Below are 20,532 nucleotides of genomic sequence, written 5' to 3'. Positions count from 1 at the left end.
GCGGGGTTTTTCTTTGTTGGGCACCATTGGTTCGGGGCCGCCGTGCACGAGGTACGGTCCGGGAATCCACGGTCGCTTATGGGGCCGAGAGCAGATAGACATGGCCACAGGTCTCAACCGACGGATTTTTTATGCTGCGCATATTTTTCTCTATTACCGCTTTCCTCGCCTTGATCGCAGGTCCGACATGGGCCGAACCGCAAAATTACACCGTGTCATTGGGCGGGCGCCAATTGGGCACACTGCAGTTCAACGGCCAAAGCCGGAATGCGGCGTTCCTTTTGACCCTGAACAATGCGCCCTTTGGCATTAAAAACGGTACTTTCAATGCCGTAACCGAGACTGAGGGCGACACGACTGACTATCTGGGAACGAACCGGGGCAGTGAAACCCGTGATATCGCGATCACGCGGCGCACGGATCAGGTGGCCTCGGTTACGATCGCACCGGCTTCTGAAATGACAGAAATGTCGGATGCCGGTATGGTACCTGCGGGTATTGTCTTCCCGCCCGAACTGTTTGCGGCCCTTGCCGAGGCCGAAACATGCCCATCGCCGCTCGCCGTCTATGATGGCCGGCGTGTGGTTCAGATCGCGACCGAAGCTGTGAAACAGGAGGGCGAGACAGTGGTTTGCGATATGTCCTACCGCGTCGTGATGGGACCGGGGTATGTCTCTCCTTTTTATCTCAAGTCGTTCGGGATGCAGTTGATGTATACGGACCGCAAGCTTGCCCGCGCTTCAATGAGCGGCGGTGGCTTCAAGGTACATCTAACCCGTCAGTAAAATTCACGCCTTTCAAACGGCATGTCAAAGGACAGCACCATGCCCGAGCTTCGCACTACAGATTATATCGGTCGGATTACTTGGCTGGGCATGGTCCCGCAGGATCGCAAAAACATCCGTTCAACGCCGATCAAAAAGGCCTTCGCCAGCTACGCGGGATTCAAAGGGGACTTCCACGCCGGGCTGACCCGCCCCGCTTGCGTGCGGGTGCGCAATCTACATGCCAAAGGCACGGAAATTCGCAATACGCGGCAACTCTCTATTCTCTCAGCCGAAGAGATGGCCCAGATCGCCGGGGCCATTGACCTGTCCGAGTTGGACCCGGCACTGCTGGGCACCTCAATCATTATTGAGGGCATCCCCGACTTCACCCTCATCCCACCGGGATCACGGTTGCAGAACGCGCAGGGCACCACGTTGGTGGTGGATATTGAAAACGGCCCCTGCAACCTGCCCGCGCGTGAAATCGAAAACGAAGCCCCCGGCCACGGCAAAGGGTTCAAAGCCGCCGCGCAGGGCAAGCGCGGGGTAACTGCTTGGGTAGAGCGGGAAGGACCGCTGGCATTGGGTGATGAAATGCGGCTGTTTGTGCCAAACCAACCTGTCTGGCCGCATCTGGGCTGACCACGCGCCGTTTCGCGCCCTTTGAGTGTCGGAAACACGGCCTCAGGTTGAGGGCTTGTGGCTGTATGGCTGGAGGATAATGATCGCCACCAACGGCAACAGGGGATTCTCATGGCTTTTAAAACCGACATTCAAATCGCCCGCGAAGCGGCGAAACGCCCTATTCAGGAAATCGGTGAGAAGCTGGGCATCTCTAGCGATGACCTGCTGCCCTACGGCCATGACAAGGCGAAGGTAAGGCAAAGCTTTATCGACAGCGTCCAAGACCGGCCCGATGGCAAGTTGATCCTTGTCACGGCGATCAATCCCACGCCAGCGGGGGAGGGGAAGACCACCACCACCGTGGGGCTGGGCGACGGGCTTAACCGTATCGGCAAGAAGGCGGCGGTCTGCATTCGCGAAGCCTCGCTCGGGCCGAACTTTGGGATGAAGGGCGGGGCTGCGGGCGGCGGTTATGCGCAGATCGTGCCAATGGAAGAGATGAACCTCCATTTCACTGGAGATTTCCACGCGATCACCAGCGCTCATAACCTGCTGGCGGCAATGATCGACAATCACATCTACTGGGGCAACGAGCTTGAGATCGACACCCGCCGGGTCGTATGGCGGCGCGTGGTCGACATGAACGACCGCGCCCTTCGGCAAATCACCGCGTCTCTTGGCGGCGTGCCCAACGGTTTCCCGCGTGAGACGGGGTTTGATATTACGGTCGCGTCTGAAGTAATGGCGATCCTATGCCTCGCCAAAAACCTCACCGATCTGCAAGAGCGCCTTGGCGCGATGATCGTCGCCTACCGCCGTGACCGCAGCCCGGTTTATGCCCGCGACATCAAGGCGGATGGGGCCATGACGGTGCTTTTGAAAGACGCGATGCAGCCCAACCTCGTCCAAACGCTGGAGAACAACCCGGCCTTCGTGCATGGCGGCCCATTTGCCAATATCGCCCACGGCTGTAACTCGGTTATCGCCACGACCACAGCGCTGAAACTGGCGGATTACGTGGTGACAGAGGCGGGCTTTGGTGCCGATCTTGGGGCCGAAAAATTCATGAACATCAAATGCCGAAAGGCCGGGCTGGCCCCCTCAGTGGTTGTCGTCGTGGCCACGGTGCGCGCGATGAAGATGAACGGCGGCGTGGCCAAAGCGGACCTTGGGGCGGAAAATGTAGAGGCGGTGCAAAAGGGATGCGCCAACCTTGGCCGCCATATCGAGAACATAAAATCCTTTGGCGTGCCCGTCGTCGTGGCGATTAACCATTTCGTGACCGACACCGACGCCGAAGTCGCCGCGGTTAAGGACTATGTCGCTGCCCAAGGGGCGGAGGCGATCTTGTCGCGCCATTGGGAATTGGGGTCAGAAGGCTCTGCCGATCTAGCAACCCGCGTGGCAGAAATCGCCGATGGTGATCACGCGAACTTTGCCCCGCTCTATGCCGACGAGATGCCGCTTTTCGAAAAGATCGAGACCATCGCCAAACGCATCTACCGCGCCGACGAGGTGCTGGCCGATCAGAAGGTGCGCAACCAGTTGAAAGACTGGGAGGCACAGGGCTACGGCGACCTGCCGGTCTGTATGGCCAAGACCCAGTACAGCTTCTCGACCGATCCCGATCTGCGCGGCGCGCCCACAGGCTTCAGCGTGCCCATCCGCGAGGTGCGGCTCTCGGCGGGGGCCGGGTTCGTCGTCGTGATCTGCGGAGAGATCATGACGATGCCGGGCCTGCCTCGGGCGCCTTCTGCGGAGGCAATCAAACTCAATGCCGATGGCGATGTGGAGGGATTGTTCTAAGGCGGGTTGCAATGCCCCGCCGTCGCGGTGATGTAGGGCGTGTTCAACCTGCAGCGAGCGAAAGTGAGACGGATATGGCAGCGACAATCATCGACGGCAAAGCCTTTGCGGCAACGGTGCGTGACAAGGTGGCGGGCCATGTCGCCCGGCTGACGACGGATCACGGCATCACGCCCGGCCTTGCTGTGGTGTTGGTGGGGTTAGACCCGGCAAGCCAAGTCTATGTCCGCTCCAAGGGCAAGATGACCCGCGAGGTTGGCATGAAGTCGGTCGAACACAAGCTGCCCGCGACCGTCGATCAGGACGACCTGCTCAAACTGATCGACGCGTTGAACAACGACCCCGAGATCCACGGCATCCTCGTGCAACTGCCGCTGCCGGATCATCTGGACGAAAGCCGGGTGGTCAATGCCGTCTCGCCCGCCAAGGACGTGGACGGTTTCCACATCTCCAACGTCGGGCTGCTGGGCACGGGGCAGAAAAGCATGGTGCCCTGCACCCCGCTTGGCTGCCTGATGATGCTGCGGGACCACCATGGGGATCTAACGGGCTTGAACGCGGTGGTTATCGGCCGCTCCAACATCGTCGGCAAACCGATGGCGCAGCTGCTCTTGGGCGATAGCTGCACCGTGACCATCGCGCATAGCCGCACCCGCGATCTGCCCGAAGTGGTGCGCCGCGCCGATATCGTGGTAGCCGCCGTTGGCCGCCCCGAGATGGTGCCGGGCGATTGGATCAAAGAGGGTGCCACGGTGATCGACGTGGGCATCAACCGGATTGAGACTGGCGAAAAGACCAAACTGGTCGGCGACGTGGATTTCGACAGTGCCAGCCAACGCGCCGGGGCCATCACACCCGTGCCGGGCGGCGTCGGGCCAATGACCATCGCTTGCCTGCTGGCCAATACGGTCACCGCCTGCTGCCGCGCCAATGGGTTGGAAGAACCCGAAGGGCTGACCGCTTAAGAGGCAGGCACAGGCACGATGGTGCCCTGCAGGATGGCGATGAGCTTGGCTTCGCCATCCGTTTCCGCATGCACCTCTGCCGTGACCACACAAAGCCGCCGGCCCGGTTTCACAACCCGGCCCGTGGCAATCAGCCGATCCCCGCGGGCGGGGGCCAGCAGGTTGATCTTGATCTCCGAAGTCACGACATCGACCTCCGGCGGCAACATGCTCAAGGCCGCATAGCCCGCCGCGGAATCGCCGATGGAAAAGGTCAGCCCCGCATGGCCAAAACCCTGCTGCTGCATCGCGCCGGGCAGGACCGGCGCTCCGACCTTGACCAGACCCGACTGCACTTCGATGATCTCGGCGCCCAAGGTCTGCATCATTGTCTGCTTGGCAAAACTCTCCAGCACCCGGCGTTCAATCTGATCATCCATCATCGCATCTTTCCAGGCATGGGGATCGCCACTGGTTGCGGCCCCGTCAGCACCGCGCGGGCCTCCGGCCCCATCAAATCACAAAGCACCCGCGACTGGCTGCGCAGCCCGCCGGTGTAGGTGCCATATGCAGGCAGGATCAGCCGCTTGCTGTCAAACAGAAAGGCCGGGCGCGAGATGCTGCGCCCCCGTGCACGGATCGACGCCTTGGGGTGATAGTGCCCCGACACCTCGCCCCGGCCCTCGCTCGCGGCGATATGCCGAAAGGTCAGCGGGCCGAGCGTAATCTCTCCCAAATGCGTGCCGCCCAAGCCTACGGGGCCGGGATCATGATTGCCCTCAATCCAATCCCACCGCCGCCCGGCTTGGAGGCCCAGTATCCAAAACCGCTCTTCCTCCGGCAGCGCCTGCGCCGCGCCAAGGTCGTCGAAACTATCGCCCAGGCAGATCACATGCCGCGCCTGCGTAAAGGACAGATCCGCTGCCAGACGGTTCAACGTATCGCGCGTTTCATAGGGCGGCAGCGCTGACCCGCCGCGCCGCGCGATCCTTTCCGACTTGCCCAAATGAAGGTCGCTCACACAAAGCAAATCTCTATCGCGCCACCAAAGCGCGCCAGAACCAAGCGCAGTCAGCCCCGCCCCGACGAATGAAAACTCAAGTCTGTTCATCCTTTGTTCATCTGAGATCGCCGCTGATTTGGCAAGGGGTCAAACGCGAATGTCAGAAGAGTGGAAAGGACAGCGCAGCGGTATTTAAGAAAGGATGAAAGGTAGAAAACGCGCCCCGCAGCCGGGCGTTAACCTGACCGGAGACGCGCCTTCATCCTTTGCGGTCATCGGCTCCTCAGCCTGTACCGCGGGATCAAGATGCGCGGCGTGGGTTAAAGAACTCTTAATATCTTCATCCTTTTTTAAATACCTTGCAGAACCTTTCCGCCCGCGACACCTCGATGTTCAACGACCATCCCGCCAAGGCGGCTGATCCGAGGGCGGTGGGGTGAGCCGCGCGAGGCCGGAGGCTTCCATCAGTCTTTCGGCCTCTTCCGCCAGCATGCGTTCCTGTCCAGCGCCTTCGACAGGCACGCGGCCCATTTCCAGAAACAGCGGTGCAGCGAGAGGGCTGACGCGGGACAGTTTGCGGTGGGTGATCCGCCCGGCGATCCGTCCCAGCATCTCTTCGATTCTGCCGAAATCCACCAGTCCGCTGAGCGCTTCTTCGCGAGTGATATCGAGCATTAGATGGTCCGGTTCATAGCGGTGCAGCGTGTCATAAAGGATATCGCTGGAAAAGGTCGTTTGTCGTCCGGATTTGCGGGCCTGCGGGGTGTTGCGTTCAATGAGCCCGGCAATGGTCGCAGCGGCGCGGAAGGTGCGTTTCATCACGGCATTGCCCGCCAGCCAACTGTCGAGGCCCTCGTTGAGTACAGTGGGGTCGAGCAGCGGCGCGGGGTCGTCGACGGGGGAGAGGCCCCAGATAAGCGTGGCATAGTCCGTGGCCACGAAGCCTAGGGGGCGCAGGCCGAGGTCTTCCATGCGTTTGGTCAGCAATAGGCCCAGCGTTTGCTGGCCGTTGCGCCCGGCAAAGCCGTAGAAGACCGTTTGTTCGGCCATGTCATGGGGGAAGCTTTCGACCAGCAGGGTGCCGGGCTGCGGCAATTGGCTGACTTCACGTTGTAGGCTGAGCCATTCGGCGGTGTGGCGCGGCAGTTCGGGCCAGCTGTCTTGAGTGAACATCTGTTGGACGCGGGCGGAAAGCTGTGTGGAGGTGGCAAATTTGGTGCCGCCGAAGGTCGCCACTTTGGGCTTTTTGGCGGCGTTGCGGCTGACTTCGACAACGGTTTCGCGCAGCCCTTCGTAGCGTACGATTTGGCCGCCGATCAGAAAGGTGTCGCCTTTGGTGAGCGTTGCGGCAAAGCCTTCTTCGATCTCGCCCAGCGGTTTGCCGCCGCGGTTGCGTTTCATGCGGACCTTCAGCTTATCGGTATCTTGGATCGTGCCGATGTTCATGCGGATGCGTTGGGCGGCGCGCGGATCACGCAATTGCCATTGGCCGCCAGGGCGCTGCAGCAGGCGTTGCCAGCGGTCGTAGGCGCGCAGGGCGTAGCCGCCGGTGGCACAGAAGTCGAAGCAGGCGTCGAAGTCGGCGCGGGACAGGGCGGCGTAGGCCCCGGCGGAGCGGACCTGCGCGAAGAGGTCGTCAGCGTCGAAGGGGCCTGCGCAGGCGGCGATGAGAATATGTTGGCACAGCACATCGCGCGGGCCGGGGCCGCGCGGATCGCCGTCGAGTGCGCCTTCGAGCACGGCCTCTAGGGCGGCCACGCATTCGACCACCTCAAAGCGGTTCGCTGGTACGAGAAGCGCCTTGGAAGGTGCGTTGTAGCGGTGGTTGGCGCGGCCGATGCGTTGGACCAGCCGCTTTACATTTTTGGGGGCGCCGATCTGGATGATCAGGTCCACATCGCCCCAGTCAATGCCCAGATCCAGCGTGCCGGTGCAAACGATGGCACGCAGATCGCCGCGGACAATGGCGGCTTCGACCTTTTCGCGTTGGGCGCGATCCAAGCTGCCGTGGTGGATGGCGATCGGTAGGGCGTCTTCATTGGCGAGCCAGAGGTTGTGAAAGAAAATCTCGGCCTGTGCGCGGGTGTTGTGAAAAATCAGCGTCGTCTTGTGTTGGCGCACTTGCTCAAGCACCGCTGGAATTGAATAGGCAGCACCGCCCCCGGCCCAAGGCGGGGCTTCCTCGGTGTGCAGCATCTGGATGTCGGGGGCGGGGCCCGGATCGGCCAGCAGCACTTCGCAAGGGTCCGGGTGGCGGGCCATGAGGTGGGCGATGGCCGAAGGGTCTTCGACCGTGGCCGAGAGGCCCACCCGTTTGAGGCTTGGGCAGAGGGCTTGAAGACGGGTCAGCGCCAGCATCAACTGGTCGCCGCGCTTGCTTTCGGCCAGCGCGTGGATCTCGTCGATCACAACGCGCTTAAGGCCCCGAAAGGTGCGCGCGGCGTCCTCGTAGGAGGTCAGCAGAGCGAGGCTTTCCGGCGTGGTCAGCAGGATATGCGGCGGGTCGGCGCGCTGGCGGCGGCGACGCGATTGCGAGGTGTCGCCGGTGCGGTCTTCGATGCGGATCGGCAGGCGCATCTCCTCGACCGGGCGGGTGAGGTTGCGTTTGATGTCCGCCGCGAGCGCCTTCAGCGGCGAGATGTAGAGCGTGTGCATCCCCCCGTGATCATCCTCGGCCAGATCGACGAGGGTGGGCAGGAAACCGGCCAGCGTTTTACCCCCGCCCGTGGGGGCGATGAGGAGCAGGGCGGGAGCCTCGGCACGGTCCAGCATCTCTTGCTGGTGCGGGTGCAGGGACCAGCCGTTCTGGGCGAACCAATCGGCGAATTTGGGGGGCAGGGCGCGCATGCACCCAATGTAGTACCGGCAGGGCGCGGTGCCAGCGGCGGAGGCTATTTAACGATCACCTCATCGCGAACGAACATATTGGCCCAAGCGCGGTCCACCAGATCGGGGTTCATCTGGTAGGGGATGCCTTCGAAATCGCAGATGGCGATCATCTGGTCGATCAGGAAATTCGGCTGATAGTTCGCATAGACGTTGTTGATCGTTGGGTATTTCACCTTGAGCAGATGGACCAGCGTCGCCTCGTCCAGCGGCATGCCGCGTTTGCGGGCGACCATGGCAAAGATTTTGAGGAAGTTCTCTTGGTCCGGGCCGTCGATCTTAATCTTGAAGAAGATACGCCGCAGGGCCGCTTGGTCGAAAATCTCATTCGGGTGAAAGTTGGTGGAGAAGATCACCAGCGTGTCGAAGGGCACCTCAAATTTTTCGCCCGATTGCAGGGCGAGGATGTCTTTGCTTTCCTCAAGCGGCACGATCCAGCGGTTGATGATGCTCTGCGGTGGTTCTTTCTGGCGGCCAAGGTCGTCGACGATGAATATGCCGCCTGTGGCTTTGAGCTGCAGCGGCGCCTGATAGGTCCGCGCCGTGGGGTTGTACACCAGATCGAGCATGTCGAGTGTCAGCTCGCCGCCGGTAATGACGGTGGGGCGTTCGCAGCAGACATAGCGGGCGTCATAGCGGGTGATGCGGCGCAGGGAGGTGGGGTCTTGCACCTCGGCCTCGGCGGCGGAATGAACGATCGGGTCATAGACGGTGATGACTTGGCCTGCGTACTCGATGGCGCGGGGGACATAAACCCGATCGCCAAGGGCATCTCGTATCCCATTGGAAATGCTTGATTTCCCGTTTCCCGGCGGGCCGTACATCAGGATTGACCGCCCGGCAGAGACGGCGGGGCCAAGGTGGTCCAACAGGCTATCGGGCAACACCAGATGGCCCATGGCCCCGGTGAGTTGATCGCGGGTGATTTGCAGATTGCGTACGGATTGGCGTTTGACTTGCTCGCGGTAAACCTCAAGCGGGACGGGCATGGCGCCGAAATATTCGGACTGAGCCAGCGCGTCCAGCGCCCGGGCCTTACCAGCATCGGTGAGTTGATAGCCCATTTCATTGCCGCTGGTTGCGCTGAGCGTGCCTGTCGCCTCTAGCAGGCGCTGGCCGCGGGCTTGATCGACCATTTCTTGCGTGACTTGGGTCGGCAGGCAGAGCGCTTGGGCCAGATCGCTGACCATCTCGACGTTCTTGCGAAAGATCGTTTTCAGAAGGATGTCGCGCATCATCACGATGGGCAGTTTCATATCCTCCAACCGCTTGGGGGGCGGCGGGGCAAGCACTGTGCTGGTCGGGGCGTTCATCAATGGCTTCCTTGAAAGGGCGGCGCGCTGCGGTTCGATTACTGTGCAACGTAATTATTGAATATGGCGTGAATGTGGACGGCCGAAGCGACAATTGGGGCAGCATATCTGGCCCATGTCATCGTTAGACGCCGTAAACAGCCCCTAAGATTAGATAAAGCCCCAGCGTGGTCCCAAGGGCGAGGCCCATGGGGAATTTCTTGGTTTCTTGCCAGCTTTGCCAATCGGGGGCGAGGCGGCGCAGGGGGGTGTATTTCACCCCTCGGTGCGTGGCAGCGGCGGCCAGAAGGGTGGCCATGAAAAGCATCATCAGCAGGCGCAGATCACCCATGGCGATAAAGGGCGCGGCAGCGGCGGCGAATTTGGCGTCTCCGGCCCCCATAACGCCAGCGGCGTTCAACACGATGCCAATGACCAAGACAATCACGAGGCTCAGCAAGCGCCAGAGGTAGGTCTCAAACGGCAGCAGAAACAGACCCAACATTACGAATATCGCGGTGAGTACCAAGACCGCCTGATTTGTAATGCGCATCTGCTTCATGTCGGTGAAAGCGACATAGAGGCAGATCGGCAGGACGAAGGGCAGAAACCACAGGGCCGCCGTGGCAGAGATCGCCATGGCTCAGCCGTTTTCCAACGCGCGCAGAGAGCGGACGGCGGCTTCGAAGTGCTGAGGATGTGTGTCGATCGCTTCGCGCAGCAGGCCCTTGCCGGTTTCCACATCGCCGCGTTTGATCGCCGACAGCGCCATCGTGTGCAAAAGCTGTGCGCGCTCAGATTGCTCCATAGGCATGACGGGCAGGGTGTAGTCGCGCTGTGCGGCGCGGGCCATGATGAGGTTGTTCTTGGCGGTGAAAAGCGTGTTGTCCTGACGGATCGCCTCGCCAAAAAGCCTTTCGGCTTCGGGGTAATCGCCGCGGGTCAGTTTGGAGTAGCCCCAGTTGTTCATCACGGCGGCGGGGGTCGTGGTGAGCCCGACGGCGATTTCATAGAAACTGTCGGCGCGGCTCCACTGTTCTTTGCTGTCGGCGACCATAGCTTCGAGCCGGTAGCGGGCGAATGTCTCATGGGTGGGGGGGATGCCGTTCAGAACCGTTTCGGCCCGCGCCCAGTTGCCGGAGCGGATCAGCGCATCGGCCAATTGCACGCTATCTTCGGGCGTGGCGCCCTCCATTTTGATGACTTTATCCCATTCGCCCACGGCTTCGGTGGTGCGTTTGGCCCGCACGAGTGATGCGGCAAGCCCGCGCTGGTGGTCGATCCGGTCGGGGCTTTCCTTGACTGACCGCGCGAAGTAACTCACCGCCTCATTGGGATCGGCCACGGTCAGCATCACGTCGGAGAGGTTGGTTTCATCCACCACATTGACGTCCTTGAAGGCCCGCTCAACGGTGGCGTTCGCATCTTTTTCACCGCAGCCAGCAAGGGCGGTGACGCCTGCCATGCAGACGGCCAGAATGATTGGATGGCGCATTTTGCGTCCTTTTACTGCTCTGCCGGGTCATGGTGTCGGACGGATCAGGTAATCCCCGCTGCCGCGCCGCACCAATTTGTAATTATCTTCATTGACTTCTGTTATAACAGATTTTTCCGTTTTTGCGAGTGCCAAGCGCAGATTGTCCCGGATTGCGTCACTTTCGCCATTATCGAGGGCATAGGCTTTGCGGAAAATCTGCTCGGCCTCGGCGGTTTGACCGCTTTCCATCAGTACAACGCCCAGGTTGTTCCAGACTTCCGGCTCGGCGGCGTCCTTCTCAACCGCGCGGCGCAGCAGGGTCTCGGCTTGCCCCAACCGTCCCAGCCCAAGGTTGGCGCTGCCCAAAGCTGAGAGGATTTCGCCTGTCAGCCCGTGATCCAGTGCGGCGCGGTTGAAGGATTTGATGGCCAGTTCATACTGTCCCGCCGCGATAAGCCGATGACCCACTTCGATCCCGTCGACAGCCTCTGCTCGCTGATTTACGCCGGGGGCATAAAGATCATCGGGTTTCTTTGGCCCGCCGAACGCGGAAAAGCCGCCTGTCGAACAGGCGGCCAGAGCAAGGGCCAAGATCGGCCCGATGAAAACGGCGCGGGCGGGGCTGCGCCGAATTTTCTCCGTCATTAATTTCCTATCTGACCCAGTTTCGAGATGCCATGTGCCGACGGGCCGACCAGAATGATCAACAGCGGCGGTACGGTCAGCCCCATAGTGGCAAGGGTCATCTTGGTTGGCAACTTATTTGCCGCTTCTTCGGCGCGCATCACGCGCTTGTCGCGCATCTCTTCGGCATAGACGCGCAGGGCGTCGGCGACGGAAGTACCGAAAGCTGCTGATTGGATCAGCACGGTCACGAAGGAGGACACATCCTGCACACCGCAACGCTCCGCCATATCGTTAAGCACGGTGACCTTGTCCTTACCGGCCTTCATCTCATAGGCGACCATCTCGAACTCTTCGGCCAACGCGAGGTAGGAGGCACGCAACTCACGGCCGACGCGGACGATACATTGATCCAGCGATTGCCCGGCCTCGACACAGACCAGCATCATATCAAGCGCATCAGGAAAGCCGCGAGTGATCTCTTCTTTGCGGGAATCGACGCGGCGTCTGACCCAATACTTGGGTAGGTAGTACCCGATCGCACCGGGACCGATGGCCCACATCATGGTCTGCTGGGTGGTCAGCCCTTCGCCGCCGCCCAAGACATTGGTATAGACCAGACCGCCCACCAGCCCGAGCATCCCAAGGGCAAACTGCGCAAAGTAGTAAAGCCGCACCGCATCGCGCGACCGATAGCCCGCCTGACGCAGCATCAACTGTTTGGCGCTGAGTTCGGCCACGTCCTCGGGCTCAAGAAACTTGGCGAATTTCTGCAACTGTGCGTTCTGGTCGGACTGGCGCAACTTCTCGCGCGCGCTATCGCCCGACGGGGCCGTGCTGGTGCGTTTGAGCTTGGTCAGCGGGTCTTCGGGCTGGCGCAACATCAGCACCAGTGTAGTCGCCACCAACGCGACGCCCAATGTGCCGATGATGATAATCAAACCCATCGGCCCCAAGGCTTGGTTGATCTGATCGCTAAGCTGATTGAGAAATTCCATCATCGGCCTCTCAGACTTTGATATTGGTAAGGATGCGCATCACGAAAAGGTTCAGCACAAGGAAGATCCCGACAAGGAAACAGGCGGGAATGAAATAGGGGTGATCGCGCACCTCGTCATAGTAATGCGGATCGCCGAGGTTGATCACCACCAGCGCGACCAGCGGGAAGGCCGACAGGAACTTGCCCGACCATTTCGCCTCCGCCGTGATCGCTTTGACACGGCGGAACAGGCGGAAGCGGGCGCGGATAACCTTGGCCAGACCAGCGAGGATCTCGGCCAGGTTGCCGCCCGATTGTTGCTGGATGGTCACGGCCACGGCGAGGAAGCGCAAATCCTGCATGTCGAGACGCTCGGCCATGTCTTTCAGCGCTTCACCCAGATCGCGGCCATAAGCGGCCTCATCGGCGATCACCCCGAATTCCGAGGCAAGCGGGTCTTGGATTTCTTTGGACACGATCGAGATCGCGTTGGAAAACGGGTGCCCCACACGCAGGCTGCGCACCATCAGCTCCACCGCATCGGGAAGCTGTTCTTCGATCATCGCCATACGTTTGCCCGCTTTGTGCGAGACCCAAAAGAACACCGCGCCGACACCCATCGCGATGGCCATAAGCGCCCGGACCGACACAGATGCATCGGTGCCAATCGTCAGCCCCAGAAAGGCCAAGGCGGCAAGACCTGCCATAATCATCAAAAGTTGCTGCGGCGTGAAGGCAATCGCGGCCTTCTGCGCACGTTCTGACAGCAGGGAATAGAGCGGGATCGACTTGGCGTTCATATGCTGCTGCATTTCCTTGCGCAGCTTGTCCAAGACTTCCTCGCGGCGGGCGCCTTTTTCCAGCATCTCAAGACGGCGGTTCACCCGACTGTTGAGGCTGATCGATTTGCCGAATGCGACAAGGTATAGCCCTTCGACCAGCACCAGGACGCCGATGAAGATCAGACCATAGATGATTGGTTCGGCACTCATTGCATCAATCCTTACTGGGCCGCCACAGGTTCGTAGATAGAGGCGGGCAGGTCATAGCCCCACATGCGGAACCGCTCAGAGAAGTGGCTGCGCACGCCGGTGGCGGTGAAATGGCCGATGATCTTGTTCTCGGGCGTCAGGCCGACACGCTGGAACCGGAAGATTTCCTGCATCGAAATCACCTCGCCCTCCATGCCCGTGATCTCGGTGATGGAGGTCATCCGGCGCGAGCCGTCTTGCAGGCGGCTGGCTTGCACGATCAGATTCACAGCCGAGGAAATCTGGCTGCGCATCGCCTTGAGCGGCATTTCAATCCCGGCCATGGCAATCATGTTTTCCAGACGGCTGATGCCATCACGGGCCGAGTTGGCGTGGATCGTGGTCATGGAACCGTCGTGACCGGTGTTCATCGCCTGCAACATGTCGATCACTTCCTCGCCGCGGGTCTCACCCACGATGATCCGGTCCGGGCGCATCCGCAGAGCGTTTTTCAGACAGTCGCGGGGAGAGACTTCGCCTTTGCCTTCGACGTTTGGCGGGCGGCTTTCCATCCGGCCCACATGGGTCTGCTGGAGCTGAAGTTCGGCGGTGTCTTCGATGGTCAGGATGCGTTCATCATTGGCAATGAAGGACGACAGCGCGTTGAGCGTGGTCGTCTTACCCGAGCCCGTACCGCCGGAGACGATGATATTCAGACGCGTCGCCACGGCGGCCTGCAAATAGGCGGCCATCTCCTCCGAGAATGCCCCGAAATTCACCAGATCGTCGATGCCCAGCTTGTCTTTCTTGAACTTACGAATGGACACCAAGGAGCCGTCCACCGCGACGGGGGGCACCATGGCGTTGAAACGCGAGCCGTCTTTGAGCCGCGCATCGACGTAGGGGTTGCTTTCATCCACACGACGGCCCACGGCCGAAACGATCTTGTCGATGATCCGCAGCAGGTGCTTTTCATCCTTGAACGTCACGTCGGTCAACTGCAGTTTGCCATCTCGCTCGACGAAAATCTGCTGCGGGCCGTTTACCAGAATATCGTTGACCGTGTCGTCTTTCAGCAGCGTCTCCAACGGGCCAAGGCCGGTCACCTCGTCATAGAGTTCGGAGTTCAGCGTCATGCGGTCTTCGCGGTTAAGCACGATGCTTTTTTCCGACAGAATTTCGACGGCAATGTCGTTGATTTCTTGGCGCAAATCAGTTTCGGACGCATGTTCCAGCGCGGCAAGGTTGAGGTTGTCCAACAGTGCGCGGTGCAACTCGAGTTTGATTTCGCTCATCCGCTGCTTGCGCTTGACCTCACGGTCTTCGGGTGCTGCGGCGGCGGGCTTGAGGGCGCGACGCATCGAAGCCGACTTGGCAGCCTCAGCAGGTGCCGGGGCGGCCACTGGAGCAGCTTCGACAACCTTGGCAGGCTTGGCCTGTTTGGCCGGGGCAGGGGCCGCTTTTGGGGCGCCGGGGGCTGGTTTCTTATACTTGGAAAACATCGATACGCTCTTTCGCTAGGGGGCTCAGGCCGCTTTGGCCTGCTCGCCCTTGAGATCGTGGATGGAGCTTGCCAGCTTGGCGATTTCGCGCCGCAGCGGGCTTTTCGGAGCAGAATTAGCAAGGGGGAGACCGTGGTCATTGGCCTGTGTCACCGCTTTGCCGCCATCGGGCATGTGCACGTCAATTGAGATGCTAAGCGATTCGGCCATACGCTTGACCCGGCTTTTGCCACTGAGATCAGTAAACTTTGGGGCGCGGTTCATGACATAGCGCAGCTTCTCAAAGGGGAGCTCTTCGGATTGCAGTGCGCGTTTGAACCGCAGGGCGTTCTGGGCTGAGCGCATGTCGAGTTCCAGCATCGCGAAATAGACATGGGCACTGGTCAACACAGTTTCCGACCATTGCACCAGCGTCGAAGGCATATCGACAATGACATAGTCAAATTGGTTGCGTGCCATGCTGAGGATGCGGTCGACGTCCTCGTTGGTGATAATGTCGAGCGGTAGCATTTCTGCCGGGGCGGTCAACACATGCAGTTTATCGTCGAAGGTTTGCAGGGCTTGGCCAAAGATCTCTTCGTCCATGGATTCTGTGTCGGACATCATCTCATAGACCGCCTCGCGGCGTTGCAGATCAAGGAATGTCGCGACCGAGCCGTATTGCAGATCGAAATCCAACAAGCAGACTGAAGGGGCATTCTTTTTATCAGCGTTGGCAAGTTCCCACGCGAGGTTCACGGCAAGGGTCGTGGCACCTGTGCCGCCGGCCAGCCCGTGTACCACGATCAATGCGCCATCCTTTTGCGCACCAGCTTTAAGCTGCGGTGCGGCTGCTTCTGCGGCGGGGGCAGGGGCGCTGTTCTCTCCGGCGCGCACCCGGGCAATGGCCTGGGCCAACTCACCTTCGGGCAGCGGATAGGGGACGAATTCGTCAGCACCCTGACGCAGCAGTGAATGCAGCGCGGCGGGGGTCATATCTTCGGCGATCAGGATCACGCTGATGTCGCGGGCCTTGGCCTGTGTGATGATTTCGCTCATCAGCACAAGGTTGTCTTCGTCGGTTTCATCCATGGCGAGCGCCACAAATTCCATCGCTTCGGCTTCGGGCTGACCAAAGAATGCCAGCGCTTCAGCGAATCCCAGATCGCCCCAGCTTTCGCCTAGGGTGGCCTCCATGTCTTCGATCAAGAGATCGAAGTTCTGCACATCACGGCTGATTGTACAGGCAACAATCGGCGCTGCTTCGGGTTGGGGCATACTGCTGCTCATGACCTTTTGTCCTTTACATCAACGGGTTGGCCGGGGATCGCGATATTCTGTCGCTGCGACCGCTCTGGCGTCTGCCTCATGCGCGGCCTCTAAGCCGGGCACATTTATCCTTCTTGGTCGAATATCACTCCCAACTGGGGCGAGATTGGGGCCAAAAAGCCTCCATTGTTGGGTATCTTGAAACGATCCGCGTTTTAGCGCCCGATTGGACATCTATTAGCGGGTCACGAAAAACCCCCGCTGCCCAAAAGGCGCGGGGGTGAAATTGCGTTGCAAGAGAAGCCCTTGGCCTTACTCTCCGCCGCTGTCGCCGCCACCTGTCGCGGTAGCGCCGGAGCTTAACTGCGAGGGGGGCACTGCGCTGGCCACATACTCGCGGTAAATGATCTGCGCATATTTGCCATCCAGAAGCATTGGATGACCTTTCACAAAGCCGCTCACCTCGGTCACCGTGCGCCGGTTCCGACGCTCACGGCCTTGAGTGACGATTAGGGGCTGTGTTTCGCCATAGGAAACAACGGCTTCCAAACGGCTTCGGCTGATTCCAAGGGTGGAAAGATATCCGACCACCGCCTGTGCACGCCGCAATCCGAGTGCTCGGTTATAGCTCTGAGAGCCGACCAGATCGGTGTGGCCATAGACGCGGAAGCGAATCTCGGGGAACTGACGAATCCATCCGGCCTGTTGACGCAAGACAGCCTGTGCGTTGGCGTCTAGTTGGGCCGAATTAAAGGCGAATGTCACGGTAGAGCCAACTTCGTTGGCGAAACGATTGGCCAAATCAAAGGTGACCTGTTTTTCGCCTGTCATGACCTGCCGATTGTGCAGCGTGGCATTGCCGAACTGTCCGGTATCCACAACCGAACCTGCTTCGCGGTAGAATTGAGTATAAACCGGATCGTTGCTGGGGGCGCAGGCCGTCAGCGCAGTGAGGGCCGCAGTGCCAGCGATCAACGTGATATCTCTGCGTGTCATCGGATCAATCCAGTACATAGCCGTAGGAGCCGCGGAAATCCTGCTTGGCCACTTCGCCCGCTGCACCCCGGCTGGGGGTGCGGGTGCCATCAGCAGTGCGCCCGTGCAAGAACAGGTCTTTCTCGGAGGGCGGCTTGATGCGGTCCGTCGGCAGCGCGAGAGCTTCGCCGCGGGTTGGCGTGACCAGATGCGCGGTGACGATGATGACCAATTCAGTCTGGCTGCGCTGATAATCCGCCGACCGGAACAGTGCGCCCAGAACCGGCACATCGCCGATCCACGGCAATTGCCGCGTGCTGTCGGTGAAATCATCGGTCAGCAATCCAGCAATGGCAAAGCTTTCGCCATCGCGCATCTCGACCGTGGTGGAGGTTTCGCGGCGGGTGAAGGCGGAAATCTCGATGCCGTTGCCCAATGAAATGCTGTTGCTGGCGTCGATGGCCGAAACGGCGGCGTTCATCTCTAGATTGATGATATCCTTGTCAACGACGCGCGGAATAAAGGCGAGCTCTACGCCGAAGGGTTTGAACTCCACCGAAACGGTATCACTGGTCTGGGCCACGGGGATGGGATATTCGCCCCCGGCAAGGAACTTGGCCTCTTGCCCCGAAAGCGCCACGAGGTTTGGCTCTGCCAAGAACCGCACGACGCCTTTTTCCTCAAGTGCTTCCAGCAAGATGCCCACTTGAGTAGAGCCTGCGTTAAAGCCGAATAGAACCGCGCCTGCGTTCTGGTTGGACGAGGGGATTGTACCGCCAAGCGAAGAAGTAACCCCGCCCGAAGTATTGGTGGTGCCGGTGCCCGCATTGATGCCCGTGCCGCCGATTGCGCCATTAATTGCAAGCGATGACCCAAGCGATTTCGACACGTTGCGCTGCATTTCGGCAAAGCGGACCTTCATCATCACCTGCTGGATGCCGCCAACGCTCATCAGGTTGCTGACCCGTTCGGGGGCATAGCGTTCGGCCAGATCAAGGGCGCGTTGCAAGCGCTGCGTCGAGGACACAATGCCCGAAAGCACGATGCCGTCATTGGCGGTGCGCACCTCAATCTTTTCACCGGGAAGGATTTGGCGCAGCCGTTCTTTGAATTCTGATACATCCGCCGCGACGCGGACATCGACATTGGTAATCAATTGTCCGCCAGCGTCCAGCAGCGTCAGCGTGGTCAGACCAGGCGATTTGCCGAGCACGTAAATCGTGCGATCCGACAGGGATGAGATATCTGCGATGCCGGGATTGGCGATGCTGAGTTCCGCAAAGGGGATGTCGCTTTCCACCACCACAGCGCGGTTCATCGGGACATCGAGACTGGAATTGGTGCCACGTTTGACAACGCGCAATGTGTCGGCGCCAGCTGAACTGGGCAGGGTCAATGCCATTGGCATCGCGCCCAGTGTCAGCCCCAGCAGGGCCGCTTTTAGAAATCTATCGATTTTCATGTGACCTGCCTTTTTGATCACGCCTCGGGATGGGTCTTTTCGCCCTCGTTTGGCAGCACTCTGCGGCAATTAGAATTTTATTGCAAGAATCAAGCTCTTCGCGGACGCGCTGCATGTGGGCTATTCGCAACATAACCCAAAATGGAAAAGACGCCGCAGGGGGCTGCGACGTCTTTGCTTAGCATGGCAAGAGGTTGTTATCGGGTCAGTTTGTGCAGGGGATCGGCAGTTCGACGACCTCGGCACCGCGACGCGTGCGGATGGTGCACACTTTCTCTTTGGCGATCTCTGCGATGGTCTCTTGTGCTTCGATGCCGAGAAGCGAACGTTGGTCGACCTCGATTGCTTCGGCGACGGTATCGTCATTCGTGCCGACCAGAGATAGGGACAGTTTGCCGGTCGATTGCGCTTGGGCAAGGGCGGCGACTTGTTGAGGGTTCACGGCCACGGTCACCGTCTTCGCGATAGAGGCTTCCTCCATCACCAATGCATCGGCACTTTGGTCAATAGCGATCAACTGCACCGCCGATTCGATCAGCTTGGTCACATCGCCGTTACTGGATTGGCTGCCCATGTTAACGCGGCCCGTCCAATAGACATCTACCTTGTCGCCGGGGCGCAGGAAGCCAGACACGCCGCTTGAAACGTCGACTTTGAGGGCAAAGGCGCGCATGCCACGAGCAAGACGCGAGGTCAAACCGGAGTCTTCACCTGGCTCGGTTACTTTCACTGCCATGATCGCTTCATCTTTCTCGATGTTGCGCAGCACGATGCGCTGTTCTTTGGTGTTTTCGGGAAACAGCACGGTTTCCTCAAAGAATGAACCCTCGGGAATGGCGTTCTCGGGCCACTTCACGGCGCGGACGTCTTCGCGGGTAAGGGGCTGCCCGTATTTCAAGGGTTTGTCAGCCACCCAAACGGTTTTCGTTGGCACCACCTGTGCCAGTGCGGCCTGGGCCTGTGCGTTCGCGGCTTGATACTGTGAAATCCGGTCTTTTGCCAGATAAACGGCCCCACCGGCAAGTGCTATGCCTACCAAAAGAACCAATCCAAATACGGCTCGCATGATGTTACCTTTTTGCTATGGAAGCGAGTCTCAGCTCGCTTTGTTCTCTCGGCAAGCTAGCCGCCGAATATGGCGAGAATTGGTCTGCCCGGGGGCGATGCGAAGGAGCTTGCCGTGGTGCGTTTGGGGGCGCTGTCGTCTTAAGTCGTCAGCTGCACCCGGATGTATTCGACAAGCCCGTCAAGGCTGTCTGAGAGTACGCTCAGCACCAAGATCGCAAGGCCCACCAGCGCGGCGGTCAGGACAACCCAATCAACGCTGACGGCGCCGTTTTGGTCGCAGAAGAATCCTTTGAAATGGCTTCGCATACGTACCCTATGATTGGATGTGTTGTACCTAGTCATTGAATAAGGACCGCGCCCCAAGAGGGAGGCGGTCCTAGATCTTTTTAGAACCTATCCGGGTTGCTCGGTCGCGGATTTATTCAGTGTCTCTAGTGACACCTGCGATGTCGTCAGCGATTTGGCCCGTCAAAGCAGTAGTATTATCACCAATCGTGTTGAAAGCAACAACAGCCAAACCAACGATTGCAGCGGTCAGAACGACCCAGTCAACTGTCACGGCACCGTCTTCGTCTTTGCGGAAGTTTTTGATAAAGTTCATCATGTCATGTCCCTCCAAGGATCACTGAGTAAAAGGTTTTAACCTCGCCGTCCGGTTTGCCTCGTTCTCTCATTGAGGCTGTCCGACTTGGTATGACCCTATATAGCCGTCAGATTGGGGCGCGAATTTGGCAGCAAATGTGACTTTTGCAGTTCTGCTAATTTTTTCTTTCGAAATTCTCTTAAGCATCTGAAATTAAATGGTTTAACCCGACATAAAGCTCTGGAATCGCGCTATTTCCGGGGATTTTCGTGCCAATTGGGGCGAAAATGCCATGATCCGCGTCTCAATCGCTGGCCCGAT

The 20,532-nt window shown here is 59.6% G+C and carries 20 protein-coding genes; 4 read left to right on the top strand and 16 right to left on the bottom strand.

Annotation, left to right across the window (positions count from 1 at the left end; translation table 11 throughout):
- Positions 1-131 precede the first annotated feature (131 nt).
- From ACSQ16_RS15590 to folD, 4 genes are all read left to right on the top strand, one after another.
- Positions 132-785, top strand: coding sequence for a hypothetical protein (locus tag ACSQ16_RS15590; protein WP_243262446.1), 654 nt, complete (start codon positions 132-134; stop codon positions 783-785).
- A gap of 39 nt (positions 786-824) precedes the next feature.
- Positions 825-1,409 (top strand): MOSC domain-containing protein, encoded by a 585-nt coding sequence (locus ACSQ16_RS15585; RefSeq protein ID WP_243262447.1) that lies wholly within the window; start codon positions 825-827, stop codon positions 1,407-1,409.
- A gap of 111 nt (positions 1,410-1,520) precedes the next feature.
- On the top strand, positions 1,521-3,197 hold the full coding sequence (locus tag ACSQ16_RS15580) for a formate--tetrahydrofolate ligase (protein ID WP_243262448.1): 1,677 nt from the start codon (positions 1,521-1,523) through the stop codon (positions 3,195-3,197).
- Positions 3,198-3,271: 74 nt separating this feature from the next.
- Positions 3,272-4,162 (top strand): bifunctional methylenetetrahydrofolate dehydrogenase/methenyltetrahydrofolate cyclohydrolase FolD, encoded by an 891-nt coding sequence (gene folD, locus ACSQ16_RS15575; RefSeq protein WP_243262449.1) that lies wholly within the window; start codon positions 3,272-3,274, stop codon positions 4,160-4,162.
- Here folD and ACSQ16_RS15570 read toward each other — a convergent pair.
- The 16 genes from ACSQ16_RS15570 to ACSQ16_RS15495 all read right to left on the bottom strand — a co-directional run bounded on the left by ACSQ16_RS15570 (position 4,159) and on the right by ACSQ16_RS15495 (position 20,232).
- A complete protein-coding gene (locus ACSQ16_RS15570) occupies positions 4,159-4,581 on the bottom strand; it encodes a PaaI family thioesterase (protein WP_317406330.1) in 423 nt (140 codons plus the stop codon). The two genes, folD and ACSQ16_RS15570, sit on opposite strands and share 4 nt — an antisense overlap.
- Positions 4,581-5,252: a ligase-associated DNA damage response endonuclease PdeM gene (gene pdeM, locus ACSQ16_RS15565; RefSeq protein WP_435988567.1), complete on the bottom strand. Its 672-nt coding sequence runs from the start codon at positions 5,250-5,252 to the stop codon at positions 4,581-4,583. The genes ACSQ16_RS15570 and pdeM overlap by 1 nt, the downstream gene beginning before the upstream one ends.
- 285 nt (positions 5,253-5,537) lie before the next feature.
- Positions 5,538-7,991: a ligase-associated DNA damage response DEXH box helicase gene (locus ACSQ16_RS15560; protein ID WP_435988566.1), complete on the bottom strand. Its 2,454-nt coding sequence runs from the start codon at positions 7,989-7,991 to the stop codon at positions 5,538-5,540.
- A gap of 44 nt (positions 7,992-8,035) precedes the next feature.
- On the bottom strand, positions 8,036-9,343 hold the full coding sequence (locus tag ACSQ16_RS15555; RefSeq protein ID WP_243262453.1) for an ATPase: 1,308 nt from the start codon (positions 9,341-9,343) through the stop codon (positions 8,036-8,038).
- Positions 9,344-9,467: 124 nt separating this feature from the next.
- Positions 9,468-9,962, bottom strand: coding sequence for a prepilin peptidase (locus ACSQ16_RS15550; RefSeq protein ID WP_243262454.1), 495 nt, complete (start codon positions 9,960-9,962; stop codon positions 9,468-9,470).
- A gap of 3 nt (positions 9,963-9,965) precedes the next feature.
- Positions 9,966-10,817: a tetratricopeptide repeat protein gene (locus ACSQ16_RS15545; protein WP_243262455.1), complete on the bottom strand. Its 852-nt coding sequence runs from the start codon at positions 10,815-10,817 to the stop codon at positions 9,966-9,968.
- A 27-nt stretch (positions 10,818-10,844) separates the two neighbouring features.
- Entirely contained in the window at positions 10,845-11,444 is a 600-nt protein-coding gene (locus ACSQ16_RS15540; RefSeq protein WP_243262456.1) for a tetratricopeptide repeat protein, read from the bottom strand.
- Complete coding sequence (locus ACSQ16_RS15535) at positions 11,444-12,421, bottom strand: type II secretion system F family protein (RefSeq protein WP_317406329.1); 978 nt, start codon at positions 12,419-12,421, stop codon at positions 11,444-11,446. Before ACSQ16_RS15535 ends, ACSQ16_RS15540 begins: the two co-directional genes overlap by 1 nt.
- Positions 12,422-12,431: 10 nt before the next feature.
- Positions 12,432-13,394: a type II secretion system F family protein gene (locus tag ACSQ16_RS15530; RefSeq protein WP_093926899.1), complete on the bottom strand. Its 963-nt coding sequence runs from the start codon at positions 13,392-13,394 to the stop codon at positions 12,432-12,434.
- Between the two features lie 11 nt (positions 13,395-13,405).
- Positions 13,406-14,875 (bottom strand): CpaF family protein, encoded by a 1,470-nt coding sequence (locus ACSQ16_RS15525; protein WP_093926898.1) that lies wholly within the window; start codon positions 14,873-14,875, stop codon positions 13,406-13,408.
- Positions 14,876-14,899: 24 nt separating this feature from the next.
- Entirely contained in the window at positions 14,900-16,144 is a 1,245-nt protein-coding gene (locus tag ACSQ16_RS15520) for an AAA family ATPase (protein ID WP_317406328.1), read from the bottom strand.
- A gap of 291 nt (positions 16,145-16,435) precedes the next feature.
- Positions 16,436-17,137 (bottom strand): OmpA family protein, encoded by a 702-nt coding sequence (locus ACSQ16_RS15515; protein WP_394805085.1) that lies wholly within the window; start codon positions 17,135-17,137, stop codon positions 16,436-16,438.
- A complete protein-coding gene (locus tag ACSQ16_RS15510) occupies positions 17,124-18,560 on the bottom strand; it encodes a type II and III secretion system protein family protein (RefSeq protein WP_243262460.1) in 1,437 nt (478 codons plus the stop codon). The genes ACSQ16_RS15515 and ACSQ16_RS15510 overlap by 14 nt, the downstream gene beginning before the upstream one ends.
- A gap of 205 nt (positions 18,561-18,765) precedes the next feature.
- Positions 18,766-19,626: a Flp pilus assembly protein CpaB gene (gene cpaB / locus ACSQ16_RS15505; RefSeq protein ID WP_243262461.1), complete on the bottom strand. Its 861-nt coding sequence runs from the start codon at positions 19,624-19,626 to the stop codon at positions 18,766-18,768.
- A gap of 140 nt (positions 19,627-19,766) precedes the next feature.
- Positions 19,767-19,934 (bottom strand): hypothetical protein, encoded by a 168-nt coding sequence (locus tag ACSQ16_RS15500; protein ID WP_243262462.1) that lies wholly within the window; start codon positions 19,932-19,934, stop codon positions 19,767-19,769.
- A gap of 112 nt (positions 19,935-20,046) precedes the next feature.
- The gene (locus ACSQ16_RS15495) at positions 20,047-20,232 is read right to left on the bottom strand and encodes a Flp family type IVb pilin (RefSeq protein ID WP_243262463.1); all 186 of its coding nucleotides are present in this window, start codon (positions 20,230-20,232) and stop codon (positions 20,047-20,049) included.
- Positions 20,233-20,532: the final 300 nt, after the last annotated feature.

The organism is Sulfitobacter sp. SH24 (genome assembly GCF_965641895.1).
Taxonomy (GTDB): Bacteria; Pseudomonadota; Alphaproteobacteria; order Rhodobacterales; family Rhodobacteraceae; genus Sulfitobacter; species Sulfitobacter dubius.
This window is presented reverse-complemented; position numbering and strand designations above follow the sequence as displayed.

Bases quoted from the DNA above. Each gene is read 5' to 3' on its own strand.
- cpaB (WP_243262461.1), bottom strand. From the start codon at position 19,626: ATGCGAGCCGTATTTGGATTGGTTCTTTTGGTAGGCATAGCACTTGCC.
- ACSQ16_RS15540 (WP_243262456.1), bottom strand. From the start codon at position 11,444: ATGACGGAGAAAATTCGGCGCAGCCCCGCCCGCGCCGTTTTCATCGGG.
- ACSQ16_RS15550 (WP_243262454.1), bottom strand. From the start codon at position 9,962: ATGGCGATCTCTGCCACGGCGGCCCTGTGGTTTCTGCCCTTCGTCCTG.
- ACSQ16_RS15590 (WP_243262446.1), top strand. From the start codon at position 132: ATGCTGCGCATATTTTTCTCTATTACCGCTTTCCTCGCCTTGATCGCA.
- ACSQ16_RS15510 (WP_243262460.1), bottom strand. From the start codon at position 18,560: ATGAAAATCGATAGATTTCTAAAAGCGGCCCTGCTGGGGCTGACACTG.
- ACSQ16_RS15515 (WP_394805085.1), bottom strand. From the start codon at position 17,137: ATGTACTGGATTGATCCGATGACACGCAGAGATATCACGTTGATCGCT.
- ACSQ16_RS15585 (WP_243262447.1), top strand. From the start codon at position 825: ATGCCCGAGCTTCGCACTACAGATTATATCGGTCGGATTACTTGGCTG.
- folD (WP_243262449.1), top strand. From the start codon at position 3,272: ATGGCAGCGACAATCATCGACGGCAAAGCCTTTGCGGCAACGGTGCGT.
- ACSQ16_RS15520 (WP_317406328.1), bottom strand. From the start codon at position 16,144: ATGAGCAGCAGTATGCCCCAACCCGAAGCAGCGCCGATTGTTGCCTGT.
- ACSQ16_RS15545 (WP_243262455.1), bottom strand. From the start codon at position 10,817: ATGCGCCATCCAATCATTCTGGCCGTCTGCATGGCAGGCGTCACCGCC.
- ACSQ16_RS15500 (WP_243262462.1), bottom strand. From the start codon at position 19,934: ATGCGAAGCCATTTCAAAGGATTCTTCTGCGACCAAAACGGCGCCGTC.
- ACSQ16_RS15535 (WP_317406329.1), bottom strand. From the start codon at position 12,421: ATGGAATTTCTCAATCAGCTTAGCGATCAGATCAACCAAGCCTTGGGG.
- ACSQ16_RS15525 (WP_093926898.1), bottom strand. From the start codon at position 14,875: ATGTTTTCCAAGTATAAGAAACCAGCCCCCGGCGCCCCAAAAGCGGCC.
- ACSQ16_RS15530 (WP_093926899.1), bottom strand. From the start codon at position 13,394: ATGAGTGCCGAACCAATCATCTATGGTCTGATCTTCATCGGCGTCCTG.
- ACSQ16_RS15570 (WP_317406330.1), bottom strand. From the start codon at position 4,581: ATGGATGATCAGATTGAACGCCGGGTGCTGGAGAGTTTTGCCAAGCAG.
- ACSQ16_RS15560 (WP_435988566.1), bottom strand. From the start codon at position 7,991: ATGCGCGCCCTGCCCCCCAAATTCGCCGATTGGTTCGCCCAGAACGGC.
- ACSQ16_RS15555 (WP_243262453.1), bottom strand. From the start codon at position 9,343: ATGAACGCCCCGACCAGCACAGTGCTTGCCCCGCCGCCCCCCAAGCGG.
- ACSQ16_RS15495 (WP_243262463.1), bottom strand. From the start codon at position 20,232: ATGATGAACTTTATCAAAAACTTCCGCAAAGACGAAGACGGTGCCGTG.
- ACSQ16_RS15580 (WP_243262448.1), top strand. From the start codon at position 1,521: ATGGCTTTTAAAACCGACATTCAAATCGCCCGCGAAGCGGCGAAACGC.
- pdeM (WP_435988567.1), bottom strand. From the start codon at position 5,252: ATGAACAGACTTGAGTTTTCATTCGTCGGGGCGGGGCTGACTGCGCTT.